Origin of the sequence: Amycolatopsis panacis, assembly GCF_003600245.1 — a bacterium.
Taxonomy (GTDB): Bacteria; Actinomycetota; Actinomycetes; order Mycobacteriales; family Pseudonocardiaceae; genus Amycolatopsis; species Amycolatopsis sulphurea.
In genome coordinates this window covers 1-18658 of record NZ_QZFV01000120.1, presented here as the reverse complement: position 1 = coordinate 18658, position 18658 = coordinate 1, and the positions used below count along the sequence as shown (strand labels likewise).

Genomic DNA, 18658 nt, shown 5'->3' with positions numbered 1-18658 from the left:
TCGATGAGGTCCCCGGGTCGTGGAATCAGTACCGGTTTCAGCCTGACACGGGCGGCAGCGGCACCCAAGGTCGTGCGACCAGCTTCACACGCCGGATGATCGGCAACCCGAGGCCGGGTTCCGGCGTCCTTGAGAACGGCGGGCGCACCGACGTCCGCGATGTGGAAGGCGCACCCGTTCCCGAGGTGGATCGGCTGCGCCGCAGAGAAAGGTCTCCATGGGAACCCCAGTGAGTGCTCGTGCGCACATCCCGGCCTGGAAAGCCAAGGCGGGGGGCGTCACGGCCACGATCGTGCAGCTCGCGGCGCTCTACTCGATCGTGCTGCTGCTGGCCGGCGGCAGCCGCGGGCATCTGCTCGGCCTGATCGACGCGATGTTCTCCGCGCTGAGCCTACCGACCAGCGCGAGCCTGGTGATCGTGTTGCTGCTGGTGGTGCTCGGCGCGGCCCTGCGCCGTCGCAAGCGGGCGGCGCTCTACACCCTGCTGCTGTTCCAGTTCGCCGGGTTGCTGCTCACACTCAGCATCCAGGCGACGCTGCTGTGGGCGCCGGACCTGCTCTCGATGAACGCCCGGCAGATCCGGCACATCCCCACCCAGCTCACCGTGCTCACCGTGGCCGACGTGGTGACGGTGGTGCTGATCGTTCTCCTGTGGACGCTCCGTCCGGCCTTCCCCGCACGGCTGGCGCCCGGGGCGTGGTGGAACGGGCTGGCGACCTTGTTCGGCGGGCTGCTTCTGGTGATTCTCGTCGGCTGGGGGCTGGTCGAGCTTTTCCCGCGCACGCTCGGCGACAGCTGGGAAGGGTTCGCCTGGGTGGTCAACCACGCCACCGGGGAGAACCTGCCGCTGCGCCGGATCGGCGTCGGCGAAGGGCCGGGCTGGGTCGACGCGCTGCTGGACCTCGGTTCGACGTTCGTCGCCACGGCCGCGTTGTACACGCTGTTCCGTGGAGAGCGCAGCCGTCGGCTTCGGACGGACGACGAAGAGCTGCGGCTGCGCCGGCTGCTCGCCGAGTACGGCGAGGACGATTCTCTCGGCTACTTCTCGACGCGGCGGGACAAGAGCGTCGTCTTCGCGCCCAACGGCCGCGCCGCGGTGACGTACCGGGTGCTCGGTGGCACCAGCGTGGCGAGCGCGGACCCGATCGGCGACCCCGATGCGTGGGCCGACGCGGTACGGGTGTGGCTCGGCGAGGCGTACATGTATGGCTGGACGCCGGGCGTACTCGGCGCGAGCGAGAGTGGCGCGAAGGTCTATACCGCGGCAGGGTTGCGTGCGCTCGAAATCGGCGACGAAGCAGTTCTCGAAGTCCGCGAGTTCTCGCTCACCGGGCCGGAACGGAAGTCCGTGCGGCAGGCGGTGAAGCGGATCGAGCGGGCCGGCTACACCGCTCAGGTGCGCCGGCACGGGGAGATTCCGCAGGAAGAATTGGTGCAACTGCTCGCGCACGCCCAGCAGTGGCGCGGCGAGGAGACCGAGCGCGGCTTCTCGATGGCGCTGGGCCGGCTCGGTGATCCGAGCGACGGCCGTAGCGTCATGGTCGAGGCCTACGACGCGGAAGGACGGCTGCGCGGGCTGCTTTCCTTTGTGCCGTGGGGCAGGCGTGGGCTCTCGCTGGACCTCATGCGGCGCGACCGGGACGCGGAGAACGGTCTCAACGAGTACCTCGTCGCGCAGGTGGTCGCGGCCGCCCCGCAGCTCGGTGCGCAGCGGATCTCGCTGAACTTCGCGATGTTCCGCGCGGTCTTCTCCGAAGGAGAGCGGATCGGCGCGGGTCCGGTGCTGCGCGCGTGGCGCGGGATTCTGGGTGTGTTCTCGCGGTTCTTCCAGCTGGAATCGCTGTACCGCTCCAACGCCAAGTACGGCCCGGCCTGGGAACCGCGGTTCCTGTGCTACTCCTCGGCGCGCCGCTTGCCGCGGGTCGGCATCGTCGCGGGCGCGCTGGAAGGCTTCCTGCCCACCGGCCGGAGCCGCGCGCTGCGGCTGGAGAACGTGGGCGAGGAATTCGTCGCCGAGGTTCGGAAGATCGACGAAGAAGCAGCGGCGCGCGTGGTGCCGCGGATGAAGCGCCGTCCGGAGCAGGTACGCGTACGCGTCGCGAAGCTCGACAAGCTGCGAGAGCTCGGCGTGGACCCGTACCCGGTCGGCTTCCGCCGCGAAGACCTGCTGGGCGATCTCACGGACGAGTTCTCCGACCTGGAGCCGGACGCGCGGACCGGGCGCCGGGTCCGGGTGGCCGGCCGGGTGCTCGCGCTCCGTACGCTCGGTGGCCTGTGCTTCGCCCGGATCAAGGACTTTTCCGGCGAACTGCAGCTGATGCTGGACGCGAAGGTGCTCGATTTGTCCGGCTGGCGCAAGGGCGTGGACCTTGGCGACCACGTGGGCGTACGCGGCGAAATCATCACCTCGCGCCGAGGCGAGCTGTCCGTCCTGGTGCAGGAGTGGACAGTCACCGCGAAGTGCCTGCATCCGTTGCCGGACAAGCGGAGGGGCCTGATCGACCCGGAGACCCGGGTCCGGCAGCGCTACCTCGACCTGGCCGTGAACCCGGAGTCCGCGCAGATGCTGCGGCTGCGCTCCACTGTGGTCCGCGCGGTGCGGGAGCACCTGCACCAGGGCGACTACCTCGAAGTCGAGACGCCGATGCTGCAGACCGTGCACGGCGGGGCGAACGCGCGTCCGTTCATCACCCACATCAATGCCTACGACATGCGGATGTACCTGCGGATCGCGCCGGAGCTGTACCTGAAGCGACTGTGCGTGGCAGGGGTCGAGCGGGTCTTCGAGCTGAACCGGAACTTCCGCAACGAAGGCGTGGACGCCACCCACAACCCCGAGTTCACCATGCTGGAGGCGTACCAGGCGTACGCGGACTACAACTCGATGCGCAACCTCACCCGCGAGCTGGTGCAGCACGCGGCCGAGGCGGCGTTCGGGGCGCAGATCGTGCGCAGGGTGGACGCCGAGGGCCGGATGGCCGAGCACGACATCTCCGGGGACTGGCCGGTGATCCCGGTGCACGAGGCGGTCTCGCTGGCGCTGGGGGAGGAGATCGACTCGGAGACCCCGGTGCCGGTGCTGCGGCGGCTGTGCACCGCGGCGGGGATCACCGTGCCGGAGGAGGCCGGGCACGGCGACCTCGTGCTGAAGGCGCATGAGCACCTCGTGGAAGGCTCGACGGTGTTGCCGACGTTCTACACCGACTACCCGACCGACGTGTCGCCGTTGACGCGGCAGCACCGGGCCGACCCGCGGCTGGCCGAGCGCTGGGACCTGATCGCGTTCGGCTCCGAGGTGGGCACCGCCTACACCGAGCTGACCGACCCGATCGAGCAGCGGCGGCGGCTGGAGGCCCAGTCGCTGCGCGCGGCGAGCGGGGACGTCGAGGCGATGGAGCTGGACGAGGACTTCCTGCTGGCGCTCGAACACGGGATGCCGCCGACCGGCGGGCTGGGGCTGGGCATCGACCGGCTGCTGATGCTGCTCAGCGGTGCCTCGATCCGGCAGACGGTGCTCTTCCCGTTCGTTCGCCCGCAGGGATGAGGCTCCGGCTGCGCTCGGTGACCGCCCGAGCACAATACACAGGAAAGGTGTCGGTCCGGTCTCGGCTGTGACACCGCCACGAGCAACGGCGCGGCCGGTCGCCTAGGGTGTGCGGGTGCGTGCTGCGCGACTCGCTGCGATCGTCCTCATGGGACTCGGGGTGCTGGCGTATTCCGCGTGGCTGCTGGAGTTTCTGGTGCCCACCGGGGTGTCGCCGGTCACCCAGCCGACCGCGGATCTGCTGCTCGCGAACCCGCTGTTCCAGGTCACGACCGGGATCGCCGGGCTGTCCTTCGCGGCCGCCGGGCCTCCGTTGATGCGGCTGGTCCCGGTGCGCTGGACGGGGCGGCTGAGCGCGCTCACCCTGGCCGGCTTCGGCCTGCTGCTCGTGATCGGCACGGCCGCGCCCGAGTCGGCGCCGATCCGGGTCCTGATGAACCTGGTGTTCGCGGTGGGCACGGTGAGCCTGGTGATGTGGTGGCCGCCGGGCTGGCGGGCGTGGGCGCTCGGCGGGCTGACGCTGGTGCTGGTCGCCGGGATGCTGGTGGCGCTCGGCCCGGCGGGCTGGCGGGGGGTGTTCAGCCGGGCGCAGCATGTCGCCCACACGGTGGTGATTCTCATCGGCGGGGCCTATGTGCTCCGGACGCCGCTGGCGAAGACGCGAAAATCGTCGGTGGCGGATGCGATGCTGGATCGCACGAGACCACCGAATCCGAACTGAGGTCACCATGTCCGCGAACGCCCTTCCCGCCGCTGACGAGCGCACCGGTCTGCTCGAAATCCTGGCTCAGCAGCGCACCGCACTGAAGGCGGCCGCCCACGGCCTGACCGACGAGCAGGCCCGCGCCGTACCCAGCGCCAGCGCCCTGAGCGTCGGCGGCCTGGTGAAACACGTCGCGGCCACCGAGAACAACTGGATCGACATGGTGCTGCGGGTCCCGCAGAAGCCGTTCGCGGAAGCCCTCCCCGGGATGATCGACAGTCACACCTTCGGCCCGGCGGAAACCCTGGAAGCCACCCTGGCCGAGTACGCCCGCACTGCCGCCCGCACCGAGCAGGCCATCGCCGGGATCACGGACCTGACCACCCCGGTCCCCGTCCCGAAGGACGTCCCGTGGTACCCCGCCGACCTGGACGCCTGGACGGTCCGCTGGGTCCTGCTGCACCTCATCGAGGAAACCGCCCGCCACGCGGGCCACGCCGACATCATCCGCGAATCCCTCGACGGCGCGACCGCCCTGCCCCTGCAAGCGGCCATGGAGGGCTGGCCGGCCACGGAGTGGATCAAGCCCTGGACTCCCGCTTCCTGACCGGCGGGGCCGTTCTTAGCCGATTTCGGTCGCGGTGGGTTTGGGGTGCCCGTGCTGCCCGGCCGGGCCGGTGATCGGTTGCGGGTTGGGTGGTGATGCTCTTCGGGCTGGTGACTGGTTGTGGGTTGGGCGGTGGTGTCCTTCGGGCAGGTGACCGGCATCCCCGATGTGGGTGACCACACAGGCCGGATCGGTGTCTGGTCGCTTCGTCCCCAGCGTCCCAGGCTCCCCCAGCGTCCCCGGCAGGTTCGGCATCGCGGCCGCGAATGCGGATCTTGTCAGGGCCTCCGTGCCCACGACCAGCACAGCCCCGCCCGGTCGGACCCCGGAACGCCTGCCCGGAACGCCTGCCCGGACCGGACCGGACCGGACCGTGCCCGCCCGGACCGCGCTCGGCTGGCCTGAACGCCTGGACCGACCCCCACTGCCGGCCCGAACGCCGCCCAGCCAGCCTCCGGACACATAAACCACGACCGGCCACTCCCTAAGCGCCAGAACCCCGACTGGCCACCCCGACCGGCCACCCCGACCGGCAGAACCTCGACCAGTAGAACCCCGACCGGCTACCCCGCGAACGGCAGAACCCCGAACGTCCGAAACCCCGAACTCCAGAACCTCGAACGGCAGAACCCCTCCCCGCCGCCCCACCCCACCGCTCCGGCACACCGCCGTCAGAAAAGCGTCGGTTCTTCCGGCAATGCCCCCTCGATCACCAGCATCCGCCGCTTCGTCTCGACCCCGCCGGGTGCGGAGAACCCGCCGGGCTTGTTGCCCGCCGCCAGCACCCGGTGACACGGCACGACGATCGGGAACGGGTTGTGCCCCATCGCCTGCCCGACCGCCTGCGCGGATCCCGGCATACCCAGTTCGTGCGCGATATCCCCGTAAGTACACGTCTTGCCCGGCGGAATCCCGCGGGCCACGTCATAGGCCCGGCGGTGGAAATCCGGCACATCCCGGAAATCCAGCGGCACCGCGCGCAGATCCGTCCGGGCGCCGGAAAGCAGTGCGACGATCCCGTCCACGGTCTCCCGCAGCACGTCCGGCACCGGAGCCTCGGCCGCATCCGGAAAACGTGCGACCAGATGCGCCCGGGTGCGCGCTGCCGAACTGCCCGGCAGCGCGGTGCCGACCACGGCACCGTCTCGCCAGGCGAGCCCGCACGCTCCGATCGGTGTATCGAACACCGTGAATTCGACCGTCATACCGACAGCCTACGAGCCACCTCCGACCGAAACCGGCGGAAATCCGACACCACCCCGTTCGCGGCTTCAGCGAACCGCGCCGCGGATACCGGTCCGCGCGGATCGTCGAACCACGCTCGGAAGAACCCGCTCAGATCCCGCCCGTGGGCCGTCTGCGCTTCCACTTGAACGGGGGCCGCGGCGATCCTCGAATCGGTGTGACCCGGCCGGATAGCCGTTACGCGCAAGGGCGAAAGGCGCATGGAACCCGGGCCTGCGGATAACGGCAAGTGTCCACATCGGACGGTCAGCAGTTCTCGCCGCGCACGGTCTCGTCGACCGGGGCGGTGTCCCGGTTCCCGCGGATCGCCACGCCGGGAAAGCGGCTCAGGACTTGTGTTCCCGCCAGCCGTTGGTCATCGGCAGCCGCCGGTCGCGGCCGAAGGCCTTGAAGGTGATCTTCGTGCCCGGCGGGTACTGCCGCCGCTTGTACTCGGCCCGGTCGACCATCCGCACGACCCGGTCGATGGTCTCCGGGTCGAACCCGGCTTCGAGCAGTTCGTAGTAGCCGCGGTCTCCCTCGACGTAGTCGTCCAGGATGTCGTCGAGCAGCGCGTAGTCCGGCAGCGAGTCGGTGTCCTTCTGGTCCGGGCGCAGTTCCGCCGACGGTGGCTTGGTGATCGAGTTCTCCGGGATCGGCGGCGTCTCGCCGCGCTTGACCGCCTCCGCGTTGCGCCAGCTCGCCAGCTGCCACACGTGCGTCTTGAACAGGTCCTTGATCGGCGCGAACGCGCCCACGGCGTCGCCGTAGATGGTGGAGTAGCCCACGGCCAGCTCGGTCTTGTTGCCGGTCGCCAGCACGAGGTGACCGTCCTGATTGGACAGTGCCATGAGCAGCATGCCGCGTACGCGCGCCTGGATGTTCTCCTCGGCCAGCCCGGTCAGCTTCAGCTGATCCACGTACACCCGCACCATGTCCTCGATCGGCTCGACGCGGTAGTGCGCACCGATCCGCCGGGCAAGGTCTGCGGCGTCGTCCTTCGAGTGTCCCGAAGAGTACTTCGACGGCATCGAAACGCCGTACACGTTGTCTCCGCCCAACGCGTCGGCCGCCAGCGACGCGCACACCGCGGAGTCGATGCCGCCCGAGAAGCCGAACATGACCGTCGTGAAGCCGTTCTTGTGCACGTAGTCGCGCAACCCCACGACGAGCGCCGACCACACCTCGGCCTCGTCCGAAAGGGGTTCACTGATCACCGGGTCGTTCGACGCCGCGTACGCGGGCAGGGGCGCGTCGCTCAGTACCCGGCGGTGTACGCGAAGGCCGTCGAACTCGCCCTCGGACCCTGACGCGCCGGACAGCTCCATGTCGCGTACCAGCAGGTGCTCCACGAACTGTGGCGCTCGCGCGAGCAGCTCACCATCCGCGCCGACCACCAGCGAGTCGCCGTCGAACACGAGGTCGTCCTGGCCGCCGACCTGGTTCGTGTACACGAGCGGGGCGCCCGCCTCCGCGGCACGGCGGGCCACCAGCGGCAGCCGCTGCTCGTCTTTGGACCGTTCGTACGGCGACGCGTTCGGCGCGACCACCAGGCCCACGCCGGCTTTTCCGAGTGCCGAGATGGGGCCGCCGTCCTGCCAGACGTCCTCGCAGATCACCATGCCGATGTCGACGCCGTGCAGCCGCAGGATTTCCAGCTCGGTGCCGGGCTTGAAGTAGCGGTGCTCGTCGAAGACGCCGTAGTTCGGCAAGTGGTGCTTGAACTGCCGCGCGACGACTTCGCCGCCGTACAGCGCTGCCGCCGCGTCGCGCGGACCGACCTCGTCGTGATCGAGGTAGCCGACGTACGTGAGTACGTGACCGCAGCCTGCTTCGTCGAGCCTGCGGGCCAGCTCCGTCACTGAGCGCACAGACGCGTCGGCGAACGTACGGCGCAGCGTGAGGTCTTCGACCGGGTACCCGGTCTGGGACATCTCGGGGAAGACGACGACGTGTGCACCGGCCTCGGCGGCCTTCCGCGTCCATTCGACGGTGAGCGCCGTGTTCCCGTCGAGGTCGCCGACGGTGGTGTTGACCTGGGCCAGTGCGATGCGCAGTTGCGGCATGCCGCCATTCTGGCCCACCCCGCCGGTCGCAGCGAAGCGTATGTGAGCCAGCAAGCTGTGAAGGGTCCCTTCACGGACTCAGCGTCCGTAAAGGGACCCTTCACAGCCTTCGTCACGTCATGGGACGGGGTCAGGACTTCTTGAGCTTCATCATGCTGCGGACGCGTTTGATCGTCTGCTCGAAGTCCGAGTCGAACGGGTTGTCGTGCACCAGATACGTCCACGTCGTGTTGGCCCGCCGCACCCCGGCCTCGGCCAGATCGAGGCCGTCCTCGGTGATCGCGGCCTCCTCGAACGTCTTGGCCGCCCGCGTCGCCGACTCCGGGATGATTTTGTGGAACTCCGGAATCGCCGCGCGGTGGAACTCGTCGAGCGGGGTCTCCCTGGCCAACGCGCGCAGGTGGATGCTCTCCCGCACGTCGGTGAGGTAGGCCAGGTGATCCGACCACAGCTGGTCGAGGTGGAACAGCAGCACCTCACGGCACACCTGCTCGAGCCGCTCGGTGTCGTCCAGCTTCTCCTTCAGCTCGGCGAACTTCTCCGCCTGCGCCTTCTCCAGCTCCTCGGCGGCCAGCCCGGTGCGCAGCACCTTGCCGCGGTGTTCCAGCAGCTCGGCGCGCTGCCGTTCGATCAGCCGGGTGTAGCGCCAGGTGTTGCGGTGGATTTCCAGGTCGACGCCCTCGGCCACGCGCTGGGCGTGGTTGATCTGCCGGTGCGCGGCCGGGTCGGTGATCTCGCCGGTCTCGCTGTCGGAGTCGATGCCCTCGGGCAGGTCCGGTGCGTTGGACAGCACCAGGTCGTCGTTCAGGCTGGCGAAGAAGATCGCGCTGCCCGGGTCGCCCTGCCGCCCGGAGCGGCCACGCAGCTGCCCGTCGAGCCTGCTCGACGGGTACCGCGCGGTGCCGATCACGTGCAGGCCGCCCAGCTCGGCGACCTCCTCGCGGGTTGTGCCGTCGGTGCCGCCGAGGCGGATGTCGGTACCGCGGCCCGCCATCTGGGTGGACACCGTGACCGCGCTCTTCTTGCCCGCTTCGGCGATGATCGCCGCTTCTTCCGCGTCGTTGCGCGCGTTGAGCACGACGCACGGCAGGTCGGCCTTCGCCAGCTTCTCGGCCAGCTCCTCGGACTCGGCCACGTCCTGGGTGCCGACCAGGATCGGCCGCCCGGTCTCGTGCACCGTGCGGATCTCCTCCTCGATCGCGCGCAGCTTCTGCGACGGCGAGGCGAAGATCCGGTCCTGCTGGTCGGTCCGGACGTTCGGCGTGTTCGGCGGGATCACCGCGACCTCGAGCCGGTAGAACTCGCGCAGCTGCTCGGCCACCGCGACCGCGGTCCCGGTCATGCCCGCCACCTCGGGGTAGCGCGCGAGCAGCGCCTGCACCGTGATCGAGTCGAGGATCTCGCCCCGGTCGGTGGCGGTGACCTGCTCCTTCGCTTCGACGGCGGCCTGCAGGCCGTCCGGCCAGCGCTGCAGCTCGGCGACCCGGCCGCGCGCGGCGTTGATGAGCTGGACCTTGCCGTCGCGGACCAGGTAGTCCACGTCGCGGGTGAGCAGCGCGTGCGCGTGCAGTGCGACGTTCACCGCGGCCAGCCGCTCCGAACCGGACTCGCCGTACAGGTCGATGCCGCCGAGCGACTTCTCCACGACCGAGGCGCCCGCGCTGGTCAGCCAGGCGTTGCGGCCGTCGGTGTCGGTCTCGTAGTGCAGGCCGAGCCGCAGCCGCCGGACGACCTTGGCGACCTCCTCGTCGGCGTCGTTGTGGTCGATCGAACCGGCCATCACCAGGGGTACGCGGGCCTCGTCGACCAGCACCGAGTCGGCCTCGTCGACGATCGCCACCTCCGGCGCCGGCTGCACCAGGTCGTCCACCGTGGTCACCAGGCGGTCGCGAAGCACGTCGAAGCCGATCTCGGCGACAGCGCCATAGGTGACCTGCCGGTCGTAGGCGTCCTTGCGCTCGTCCTTCGTGTGCGACGGCTCGACCCAGCCCACAGTGACGCCGAGAAGCGCGTACAGCGGCCCCATCCACTCCGCGTCGCGTCGGGCGAGGTAGTCGTTCACCGTGACGACGTGTACGCGGCGGCCGCGCATCGCGTGCCCGGCGGCGGCGAGCGCACCGGCGAGCGTCTTGCCTTCACCGGTCTCCATCTGCACGACGTGTCCGGTGAGCAGGCCCATCGTCCCGAGCAGCTGTACGTCGAACGCGCGCTCGTCGAGTGCCCGCCTGGCCGCTTCGCGGCCGAGCGCGCAGATCTCCACCAGCTGGTCGTCGGTGTAGGTCGATGCGCCGCCGAGGGTACCGGCCAGCTTCTCCGCGCGCTCGGTCAGCTCGGCGTCGGCCAGCTTCTCCACCTCGGGTTCGAGCTTCTCGACCGCGGGCAGCAGCCCCTCGTAACGGGTCAGCTCGACGCTGCCCGGCCGCTGGATGATCCGGCGAAGCCGCTTGCTCACCCGGCTGATCAGTGCCACCCCTGGTCTCCTCATCTCGCTGTGTCCGCCGCCGGCCCCGCATGCTCAACGTGCCGGTGGTGTGCCGGAGTTCCGCGGCCGGATGGCACGATCAAACCGTGCTCCAGCATCTCCGCGCCAGTTCTCACGCCCACCGAATCGTCGCGCTCGCGGTGTCCGGCCTGCTCGCCGGCACGCTCGCGGCGTGCTCGTCTAACTCCGGCCAGACCGGGCCAGAGCCGTCCGTGGAATCGCACCCCCCGGTCGGGCCGGTCCCCGCCGGGCTGGCGCGCTTCTACGGCCAGAGCCTGACCTGGGCCGCGTGTGCACCCTACGCGACCTCGGATGACGCGCAGTCCGCCTTCCGGGCCAACGGTATTCAGTGCGCCCGGCTCACGGTCCCGCTGGACTATGACAAACCGGACGGCCCGGCCATCACCCTCGGCCTGCTGCGGCATCGGGCGAGCGATCCGGGCGACAGGATCGGCTCGCTCGTGCTGAATCCGGGCGGGCCCGGCGCCTCCGGCATGGTCGCCGCGGCCGGCATGGTCGACCAGGTGGCCAAGAACGACCTGGGCAAACGCTTCGACCTGGTCGGTTTCGACCCGCGGGGGATCGGCGCGAGCGAACCTCAGATCCGCTGTTACACCGATCAGGAGCGCGACGCGGAGCGTGCCGACGACAGTGAGACCGACGGGTCGCCGGCAGGTGTCGTGAAGCAGGAGAAGCAGCAGAAGGACTTCGCCGCGAAGTGCGCACAGCGGACGAAGTACGGCGACGACATGCTTGCGCACGTGGGCACGCGCGACGTCGTCAAGGACATGGACGTGCTTCGCAGCGTCCTTGGGGACGAGAAGCTGACGTACCTCGGCTACTCGTACGGCACGCGCCTCGGGTCGACGTACGCGGAGACTTTCCCGAAGAACGTGCGCGCGCTCGTACTCGACGGCGCGGTGGACCCGGACCAGACGCCTGGCCAAGCGCTGGTCGCACAGGGGCAGGGTTTCGGCACTGCGTTCGGTGAGTTCGCGAAGTGGTGTGCGGCTCGACAGGACTGCGCGCTCGGCCCTGACCCGGCCGCGGCGACGAAGGGGTTTCAGGACCTCACGCGGCGGCTTATCGACTTCCCGGTGCCCGTCGGTGACGGCCGCAAGCTGTCCTACGAAGACGCGACCACGGGTGCCATCCAGTCGCTGTACCAGCAGAATCTGTGGGAGTACCTGAACACCGGGCTGAACGAGCTGAAGCAGCAGCGCGGCGCCACGCTGGAGAAGCTCGCGGACATCTACAACGAGCGTGGTCCCGAGGGCCGCTACGGGACCACTCAGGACGCCTTCACCGCGATCCGCTGCGTCGATGACCCACGCGTCACCGATCCGAAGCAGATCCTCGAATCGCAGGAGAGGTACGTACAGGTCGCGCCGTTCCTCGATGACGGCCGGCAGGCCAGCTCAGCGCGTGACTCGTGCGCTTTCTGGCCGGTGCCGAACACCTCGCAGCCGCACGAGCCGAACGTGCCCGGCCTGCCGAAGACGCTCACCATCTCGACCACGAACGACCCCGCGACGCCGTACCAGGCCGGCGTGAACCTGGCCAAGGCACTGGGTGGCTCGCTGCTCACCTTCGAAGGCACCCAGCACACGGCGTTCCTGCAGGGCAACGACTGTGTGGACAAGGTCGGCATCGCGTACCTGATCGACGGCACCACGCCGAGCGAAGGCACTCGCTGCCAGGGGAGCTGAACGCGGGCGGTTGCCTTATGACTGGCTTACTTCGGCCGTGACGAGTGCGTGGGACGGCAAGCGAGGAATGATCCAGCGGAACGCGACAGCGCCGGCGAGTGCGAGCGAAGCGACCAACAACCAAGGCAGCCAGCGGCCACAGAAAACAGCCCGGTGACGTCTGGCGCGACGACTCCCGCGATGGTGAACGCGTACTGAAACGCCGCGAGGTAGCGGCCTCGCGCGCGTGGTGCCGCAGCATCGGCGAGGGCGTTGGCTCGCCCGCTGGAAACCAGATTGGCCGTCGCAATCAGCAACGTGCACGCGAGGAGGTACGGCGGGCGCGGTGCGGTGGGCAGCAGCATCGTCGCGGCGCAGGCCGCACACCAGACTGCGACGATGACAGCTGCGAGCCGCATCGCCGCGTGACGGGAGAGCCCGACGCGCAGGACCAATGTGCCCAACGAAGCGCCGAGAACGGTCAGCAAGGCGAGGACCGCGCCGGGCAGCCCAATGCTCCCGCCGCCTGCAGCAACTGGGCCACGATCACCGTCGCCCGAGCCCCCACCCGCTCGACGAGGCGCCCCGCGAGGGGCGGAACAAGGAGACCGCTCAGTGTGCCGACAGTGACTGCAGCGCTGGCTGTCGTCAGCGAAAGCCCCACGACTTGGGTGAGGTAGACCAACGTCAGCGGAAGAAACAACCCTGCGCCGAAATTGTCGATGCCGAGCGCTATCAGCAGCGCCGACTAGCTCTTGTTCACCCTAGGGAACCTGCTGTGTCAGCAGGACTTCGAACATCACCGGGCTGTCCTGGATCGTCTCGGGAGGCACTTGCAGCCACAGCCGTGCGAAGCGGTGTGGCTGCGCGACCGTGACCCACACCTTCACGTTCACGTCGGTATGGATCTGCGGCACCAATCGCGCGGCGACAGCTTGCGGCAAGGTCCCGCCGACGCGGTAGCCATCGACGCCCTGGACCGTCTCGCGGATCTCCGTCGTCGGGTTGCGAAGGGCGCTCAGCAGAGCGACGAAGCCACCGTCCGGATCGACGAACCGGTGCACGGTGAAGGTCGTCGGACCGTGCTGCGTCTGGCCCTTCGCGTCCTTCGTGGACGCTGCATCGCCGTCGACGGTGAAGGAGAAGTCCCGTTTGCCGCTGCTGTTCGCGAGTTCCGCAGTGCCGGTCGCGTGTCCGCCGTTCTCGACGCTCGCTTCTCCGTCGAGCTTGCTCAGCGGCAGCGCGCGCAGTACGCCGTTCACACGGACAGAGAAATGCAGGCTTCGCACCGCGGCAAAGGTCGTTGTGGCAGAACTCAGCAACTCGCTGCCGCGGGGGAGTGGGGATGACGCTGCGCAACCGCCGACCAGACCGACAAGCAGCAGCGCCGGCAGGAGGCGTCGGCTGAGCATGCCCGGGAGCGTACTCGGCTGGCCGGATTCTTTCGGATAGTGGCCTCCAGGCCACTTCCGGCGGTCGCCGCAGTGCCGAAGACTCACCAACCGTGACCGTCGAGACCCGTCCCGCCCCTCGTCTCCACCGCGCATGGCTCGTCGCCGCGGCTGCGTTCGTCGCGCTGCTCGCCGCTGCCGGCTTCCGTGCCGCGCCCAGCGTTCTGATCGACCCACTGCACGAAGAGTTCGGATGGTCCCGCGCGACCATCGGTGCCGCTGTTTCGGTCAACCTGGTGCTGTACGGCCTCTTCGCGCCCTTCGCAGCAGCGCTAATGGAGAAGTTCGGTATCCGCCGGGTGTCTGCGACAGCACTGTTCGTCGTCGCCCTAGGAGCCGGCGGCACAGTCTTCATGAGTTCCAGCTGGCAGCTGATCCTCTGCTGGGGCGTACTCGTCGGTGTCGGCACCGGGTCGATGGCGATGAGCTTCGCAGCCACAGTGACCACTCGCTGGTTCGTACGTCACCGCGGTGCCGTTACGGGCGTCCTTACGGCCGCAGGCTCTACAGGACAGCTGGTCTTTCTCCCTGTGGTCGCGACGCTCGCTACGCACGACGGCTGGCGTACTGCGTCGCTCGTCATCGCTATTTCCGCACTCGCTGTGGTCCCCGTCGTGCTCCTGGCGGTGCGTGACCACCCCGCCGACATCGGCACTGTCGCGTACGGCGCTCCTGAGGGCACTGCGGTCGTTCGCCCTGCTCCGAAGACTGGCTCCGCCCTGCGTGCTCTGACAGTGCTGTGGCAAGCCGCGCGTACGCGGTCGTTCTGGCTCCTCGCAGTCGGCTTCGCGATCTGTGGCGCGACGACGAACGGTCTCGTCGGTACCCACTTCGTACCGGCCGCACACGACCACGGCATGCCGCAGACCACAGCCGCGAGCCTGCTCGCGCTGGTCGGGATCTTCGACGTGGTTGGGACCGTCGCGTCCGGTTGGCTGACCGACCGTGTCGATCCTCGCATCCTGCTCGGCGTCTACTACGCGTTGAGGGGACTTTCTCTCGCCCTATTGCCCCAGCTGTTCACAAATTCGGTTCAGCCGAGTATGTGGGCGTTTATCCTGTTTTACGGTCTCGACTGGGTCGCCACCGTGCCGCCGACCGTCGCACTGTGCCTGCGCGCTTTCGGCGAAGCCGGTCCGATCGCCTTCGGCTGGGTGTTCGCCTGCCATCAGCTGGGGGCCGCCTTCGCCGCGTCGGCGGCCGGCGTTGTCCGAGATCAGCTCGGTGACTACACACTCGCCTGGTACGTCGCCGCGGGCCTGGCCGTGATCGCTTCGATCGCGTCGGTGGCCATCACCCGATCAGGGAACACCCAGCCCGCCACAGTGCCGTGACCGGCCGCACGTTCGGTGGGCACCGTCTCGGCGACCCGTGAAACATCCCGTTAACACGTCCTCGTTAGGGTGCGGCCATGGATCGCCAGCAGGAATTCGTGCTCCGCACTCTGGAAGAGCGCGACATCCGTTTCGTTCGCCTGTGGTTCACCGACGTGCTGGGGTTCCTCAAGTCGGTCGCGGTCGCGCCCGCCGAACTGGAGGGTGCCTTCAGCGAAGGCATCGGCTTCGACGGTTCGGCCATCGAGGGCTTCGCACGGGTGTACGAGTCCGACATGGTCGCGAAGCCGGACCCGTCCACCTTCCAGGTGCTCCCATGGGAGACGCCGGACGGAGGTCCGTACTCGGCGCGCATGTTCTGCGACATCGCGATGCCCGACGGCTCGCCGTCCTGGGCCGACCCGCGCCACGTACTGCGCCGACAGCTGTCGAAGGCCGGCGAAGCGGGCTTCACCTGCTACGTGCACCCCGAGATCGAGTTCTTCCTCCTCTCCAGCCTCCCCGACGACGGGACCGAGCCCGAGCCTGCCGACAACGGCGGCTACTTCGACCAGGCCAGTCACGCCACCGCGACGCACTTCCGGCGGCACGCCATCGAGACCCTCGAAGCGATGGGCATCTCGGTCGAGTTCAGCCATCACGAAGGGGCTCCGGGGCAGCAGGAGATCGACCTTCGCTACGCCGACGCGCTCACCATGGCCGACAACGTGATGACGTTCCGCTACGTCGTCAAGGAGGTCGCGCTGACCCAGGGCGTACGCGCGACGTTCATGCCCAAGCCCTTCACCCACCAACCCGGGTCGGGCATGCACACCCACGTCAGCCTGTTCGAAGGTGACCGCAACGCGTTCTACGACGCGGAAGACCCGCACGAGCTGTCCGAGACCGGCAAAGCGTTCGTCGCCGGGGTGCTGCAGCACGCCAAGGAGATCTCCGCGGTCACCAACCAGTGGGTGAACTCCTACAAGCGGCTGATCAGCGGCAGCGAGGCACCGACCACGGTGTCCTGGGGCCGCGCGAACCGGTCCGCGCTGGTCCGGGTGCCGATGTACTCACCCGGAAAGGCGTCCTCCCGCCGGGTGGAGATCCGTACCCTCGACTCCGCGTGCAACCCGTACCTGGCGTACTCGGTCATCCTCGCGGCCGGCCTGAAGGGCATCGAGAAGGGCTACGAGCTGCCGCCACCTGCCGAGGACAACATCTGGCAGCTGTCGGACTCCGAGCGCCGCGCAGCGGGGTACGCCCAGCTGCCGCAGAACCTCGGCGAAGCGCTGGCAGAGATGGAGCGGTCGGAGCTGTTGCCGGAAGCGCTCGGTGAGCACGTGTACGACTTCTTCTTGCGCAACAAGCGCGTGGAGTGGGACAACTACCGAAGCGCGGTCACTCCCTACGAGCTCCGCACGCTGTTGCCCATGCTCTGACCCCTCCAACCGGGAGGCGCCATCCATGCCCAGCTTCCGCACGGTCCTGACCACTGCGTTCGCCGCAACTCTGGCCGTGGGGCTGGCGCCTGGTGTGGCCACTGCCGACTCCTTCGATCTCGACAGTGCCGACATTCCGGTGTTACAGGCTCGTATGGCGTCCGGCCGGCTCACCGCAGTCGCCCTCACCACCGCGTACCTGTCTCGAATCCGCGCGATTGACCCACAGGTCAATGCAGTGCTCGCGGTCAACCCGCGCGCGCTCGCGCAAGCCGCAGCCAGCGACGTACGGCGCGACGCCGGCCGCGTCCGTGGCCCACTCGACGGCATCCCCGTGCTCGTGAAGGACAACGTCGACACCCGTGACCAGCAGACGACCGCAGGTTCCCGCGCGCTCCGCAGCCGTCCCGCGGAAGACGCCACGCTGATCACCCGGCTGCGAAACGCCGGCGCGGTGATCCTCGGCAAAGCGAACCTCTCGGAATGGGCGAACTTCCGCGCGAAGAAGCCGACGTCCGGCTGGTCCGGTGTCGGCGGCCAGACCCACAACCCATACGTCCTGGACCACAACCCGTGCGGGTCGTCCGCCGGTTCCGCCGCGGGCGTCGCTGCGTCGCTGTCACAGGTCGCGATCGGCAGCGAGACCGACGGCTCGATTGTGTGCACGGCCGGCATGACCGGGACGGTCGGGCACAAACCAAGCCTCGGCCTGGTCAGCCGTACCGGCGTCGTGCCCATCTCCGCGGAACAGGACACCGCAGGCCCGATCGCGCGCAACGTCGTCGACGCCGCGCTGACCCTGTCGGTACTGCAGGGCCGCGACCCGTCGGACCCCGCCACCGCGCGCTACCCCGACGACCAGCCCACGGACTACGCCGCGCTGCTGCACCCCGGCGCCCTTCGCGGGGCTCGCGTCGGGCTGTGGCGCCTGCCTGTCCTCGGTCCCGACACCGACGCCGTGGTCACCCACGTGAAGGAATCTCTGCAGCGAGCCGGCGCCACCGTCGTCGAGGTCACGCCGCCGTACCAGGACCGCCTGGCCGAACTCGAGTTCCCGGCCCTGCTCACGGAGTTCCACCGCGACATCGATGCCTACCTCGCGACCCGCCCGACCGGCCCGCGCACCCTCGCGGACCTCATCGCGTACAACCGCCGTGACCCGCGCGAACGCACCTGCTTCGCCGGTCAGGAACTTTTCGAACAAGCGCTGGTCGCGCCCGGCCCGCGTGACCCCGGCTACCTGATCAACCGAGCAGAACTGTCGGACCTGGCCCGCCGCTCCCTCGACGAAACCCTGGCGAAGCACCACCTGGACGCCATCGCCTCTCCCACGAACCCACCCGCCTGGCGGACCGACTGCACCACCGGAGACGACGACGTGATCCCGTCGTCCACCCCGGCCGCAGTCGCCGGATACCCGGACGTGACAGTGCCCGCCGGCGCAGTCGGCCCGCTTCCGGTAGGCATCTCGTTCATGGGGAAGCAGTGGACGGACGCCCGCCTGCTCGCGCTGGCCGCGGACTACACGCGCGTCGCTCCGGCTCGCTTCCCACCTCGATTCCTGCCCACACTCCCCGGCACCGTGGCCGGGTAGCCGAGCCGCTGGCCTTGCCCCGCTCGCCGCACAGCCTCTGACCAGCTTCGATCCCGTTAAGTGACCCCCCTGTTTTCGGGCAGTTGCAGGGCATGTAATCTTCTCTTCGTCGCCAGGAACACCGGGCCGGCGGGGCCGAAAGCCTCCCGGGCCAGGCGCCAGGGCCGAGCGGTTGACACCGCGAAACGGACCAGGTAAAGTTCAGCGTCGGCCCACGAGCGGCCGTCGAATCCCTACGACTAACCTCGCAGGTATCGGCATGCTCGACCAATAGCTTGAAACAACGCTGATGATCGGCTCGCTTGCGGGTTGGTTGTGGGTGTGTTGCTTGAGAACTCAACAGTGTGCTAGTGAACTAAGCCAGTAGAGCTTTGTATTTTGAAACCCCTCGTCGGGGTTTCCTTTGAGATTGTATTTTGTAGTCTGGATTGACTCATTCATTGTTGGAGAGTTTGATCCTGGCTCAGGACGAACGCTGGCGGCGTGCTTAACACATGCAAGTCGAACGCTGAAGCATCTTCGGGTGTGGATGAGTGGCGAACGG

Annotated in this window: 13 protein-coding genes and 1 rRNA gene; 9 read left to right on the top strand and 5 right to left on the bottom strand. The window is 68.8% G+C overall.

What is annotated here, in order from left to right; genetic code table 11:
• The first annotated feature begins 217 nt into the window (after window positions 1-217).
• The 3 genes from lysX to D5S19_RS25605 all read left to right on the top strand — a co-directional run bounded on the left by lysX (window position 218) and on the right by D5S19_RS25605 (window position 4854).
• The gene (gene lysX / locus D5S19_RS25615) at window positions 218-3544 is read left to right on the top strand and encodes a bifunctional lysylphosphatidylglycerol synthetase/lysine--tRNA ligase LysX (protein ID WP_120025948.1); all 3327 of its coding nucleotides are present in this window, start codon (window positions 218-220) and stop codon (window positions 3542-3544) included.
• 115 nt (window positions 3545-3659) lie between these two features.
• Entirely contained in the window at window positions 3660-4265 is a 606-nt protein-coding gene (locus D5S19_RS25610) for a hypothetical protein (protein WP_233574160.1), read from the top strand.
• A 7-nt stretch (window positions 4266-4272) separates the two neighbouring features.
• Window positions 4273-4854 (top strand): DinB family protein, encoded by a 582-nt coding sequence (locus D5S19_RS25605; protein WP_098511157.1) that lies wholly within the window; start codon window positions 4273-4275, stop codon window positions 4852-4854.
• 671 nt (window positions 4855-5525) lie between these two features.
• On the opposite strand, the gene D5S19_RS25600 is transcribed toward D5S19_RS25605, so the two are convergent.
• The 3 genes from D5S19_RS25600 to secA2 form a co-directional block, all read right to left on the bottom strand.
• Entirely contained in the window at window positions 5526-6059 is a 534-nt protein-coding gene (locus D5S19_RS25600) for a methylated-DNA--[protein]-cysteine S-methyltransferase (protein WP_098511155.1), read from the bottom strand.
• 366 nt (window positions 6060-6425) lie between these two features.
• On the bottom strand, window positions 6426-8144 hold the full coding sequence (locus D5S19_RS25595; protein WP_120025947.1) for an NAD+ synthase: 1719 nt from the start codon (window positions 8142-8144) through the stop codon (window positions 6426-6428).
• A gap of 130 nt (window positions 8145-8274) precedes the next feature.
• Entirely contained in the window at window positions 8275-10629 is a 2355-nt protein-coding gene (secA2, locus tag D5S19_RS25590; protein ID WP_120025946.1) for an accessory Sec system translocase SecA2, read from the bottom strand.
• 83 nt (window positions 10630-10712) lie between these two features.
• On the opposite strand from secA2, the gene D5S19_RS25585 reads away from it, so the two are divergent.
• A complete protein-coding gene (locus tag D5S19_RS25585) occupies window positions 10713-12335 on the top strand; it encodes an alpha/beta hydrolase (RefSeq protein WP_233574159.1) in 1623 nt (540 codons plus the stop codon).
• 276 nt (window positions 12336-12611) lie between these two features.
• Window positions 12612-12743, top strand: a complete 132-nt coding sequence (locus tag D5S19_RS33620; RefSeq protein ID WP_267901156.1) for a hypothetical protein — start codon at window positions 12612-12614, stop codon at window positions 12741-12743.
• Between the two features lie 52 nt (window positions 12744-12795).
• Here the strand turns inward: D5S19_RS33620 and D5S19_RS33330 are convergent, their stop codons facing one another.
• A complete protein-coding gene (locus D5S19_RS33330) occupies window positions 12796-12999 on the bottom strand; it encodes a hypothetical protein (protein ID WP_325050320.1) in 204 nt (67 codons plus the stop codon).
• 79 nt (window positions 13000-13078) lie between these two features.
• Complete coding sequence (locus D5S19_RS25575) at window positions 13079-13726, bottom strand: LppX_LprAFG lipoprotein (RefSeq protein ID WP_120025944.1); 648 nt, start codon at window positions 13724-13726, stop codon at window positions 13079-13081.
• Between the two features lie 92 nt (window positions 13727-13818).
• On the opposite strand from D5S19_RS25575, the gene D5S19_RS25570 reads away from it, so the two are divergent.
• The 4 genes from D5S19_RS25570 to D5S19_RS25555 all read left to right on the top strand — a co-directional run.
• Window positions 13819-15099, top strand: a complete 1281-nt coding sequence (locus tag D5S19_RS25570) for an MFS transporter (protein WP_120025943.1) — start codon at window positions 13819-13821, stop codon at window positions 15097-15099.
• A 77-nt stretch (window positions 15100-15176) separates the two neighbouring features.
• Complete coding sequence (gene glnA, locus D5S19_RS25565) at window positions 15177-16520, top strand: type I glutamate--ammonia ligase (RefSeq protein ID WP_120025942.1); 1344 nt, start codon at window positions 15177-15179, stop codon at window positions 16518-16520.
• Window positions 16521-16545: 25 nt separating this feature from the next.
• Window positions 16546-18114: an amidase gene (locus D5S19_RS25560; protein WP_120025941.1), complete on the top strand. Its 1569-nt coding sequence runs from the start codon at window positions 16546-16548 to the stop codon at window positions 18112-18114.
• Between the two features lie 440 nt (window positions 18115-18554).
• A 16S ribosomal RNA gene (locus D5S19_RS25555) occupies window positions 18555-18658 on the top strand; the annotation flags it as partial.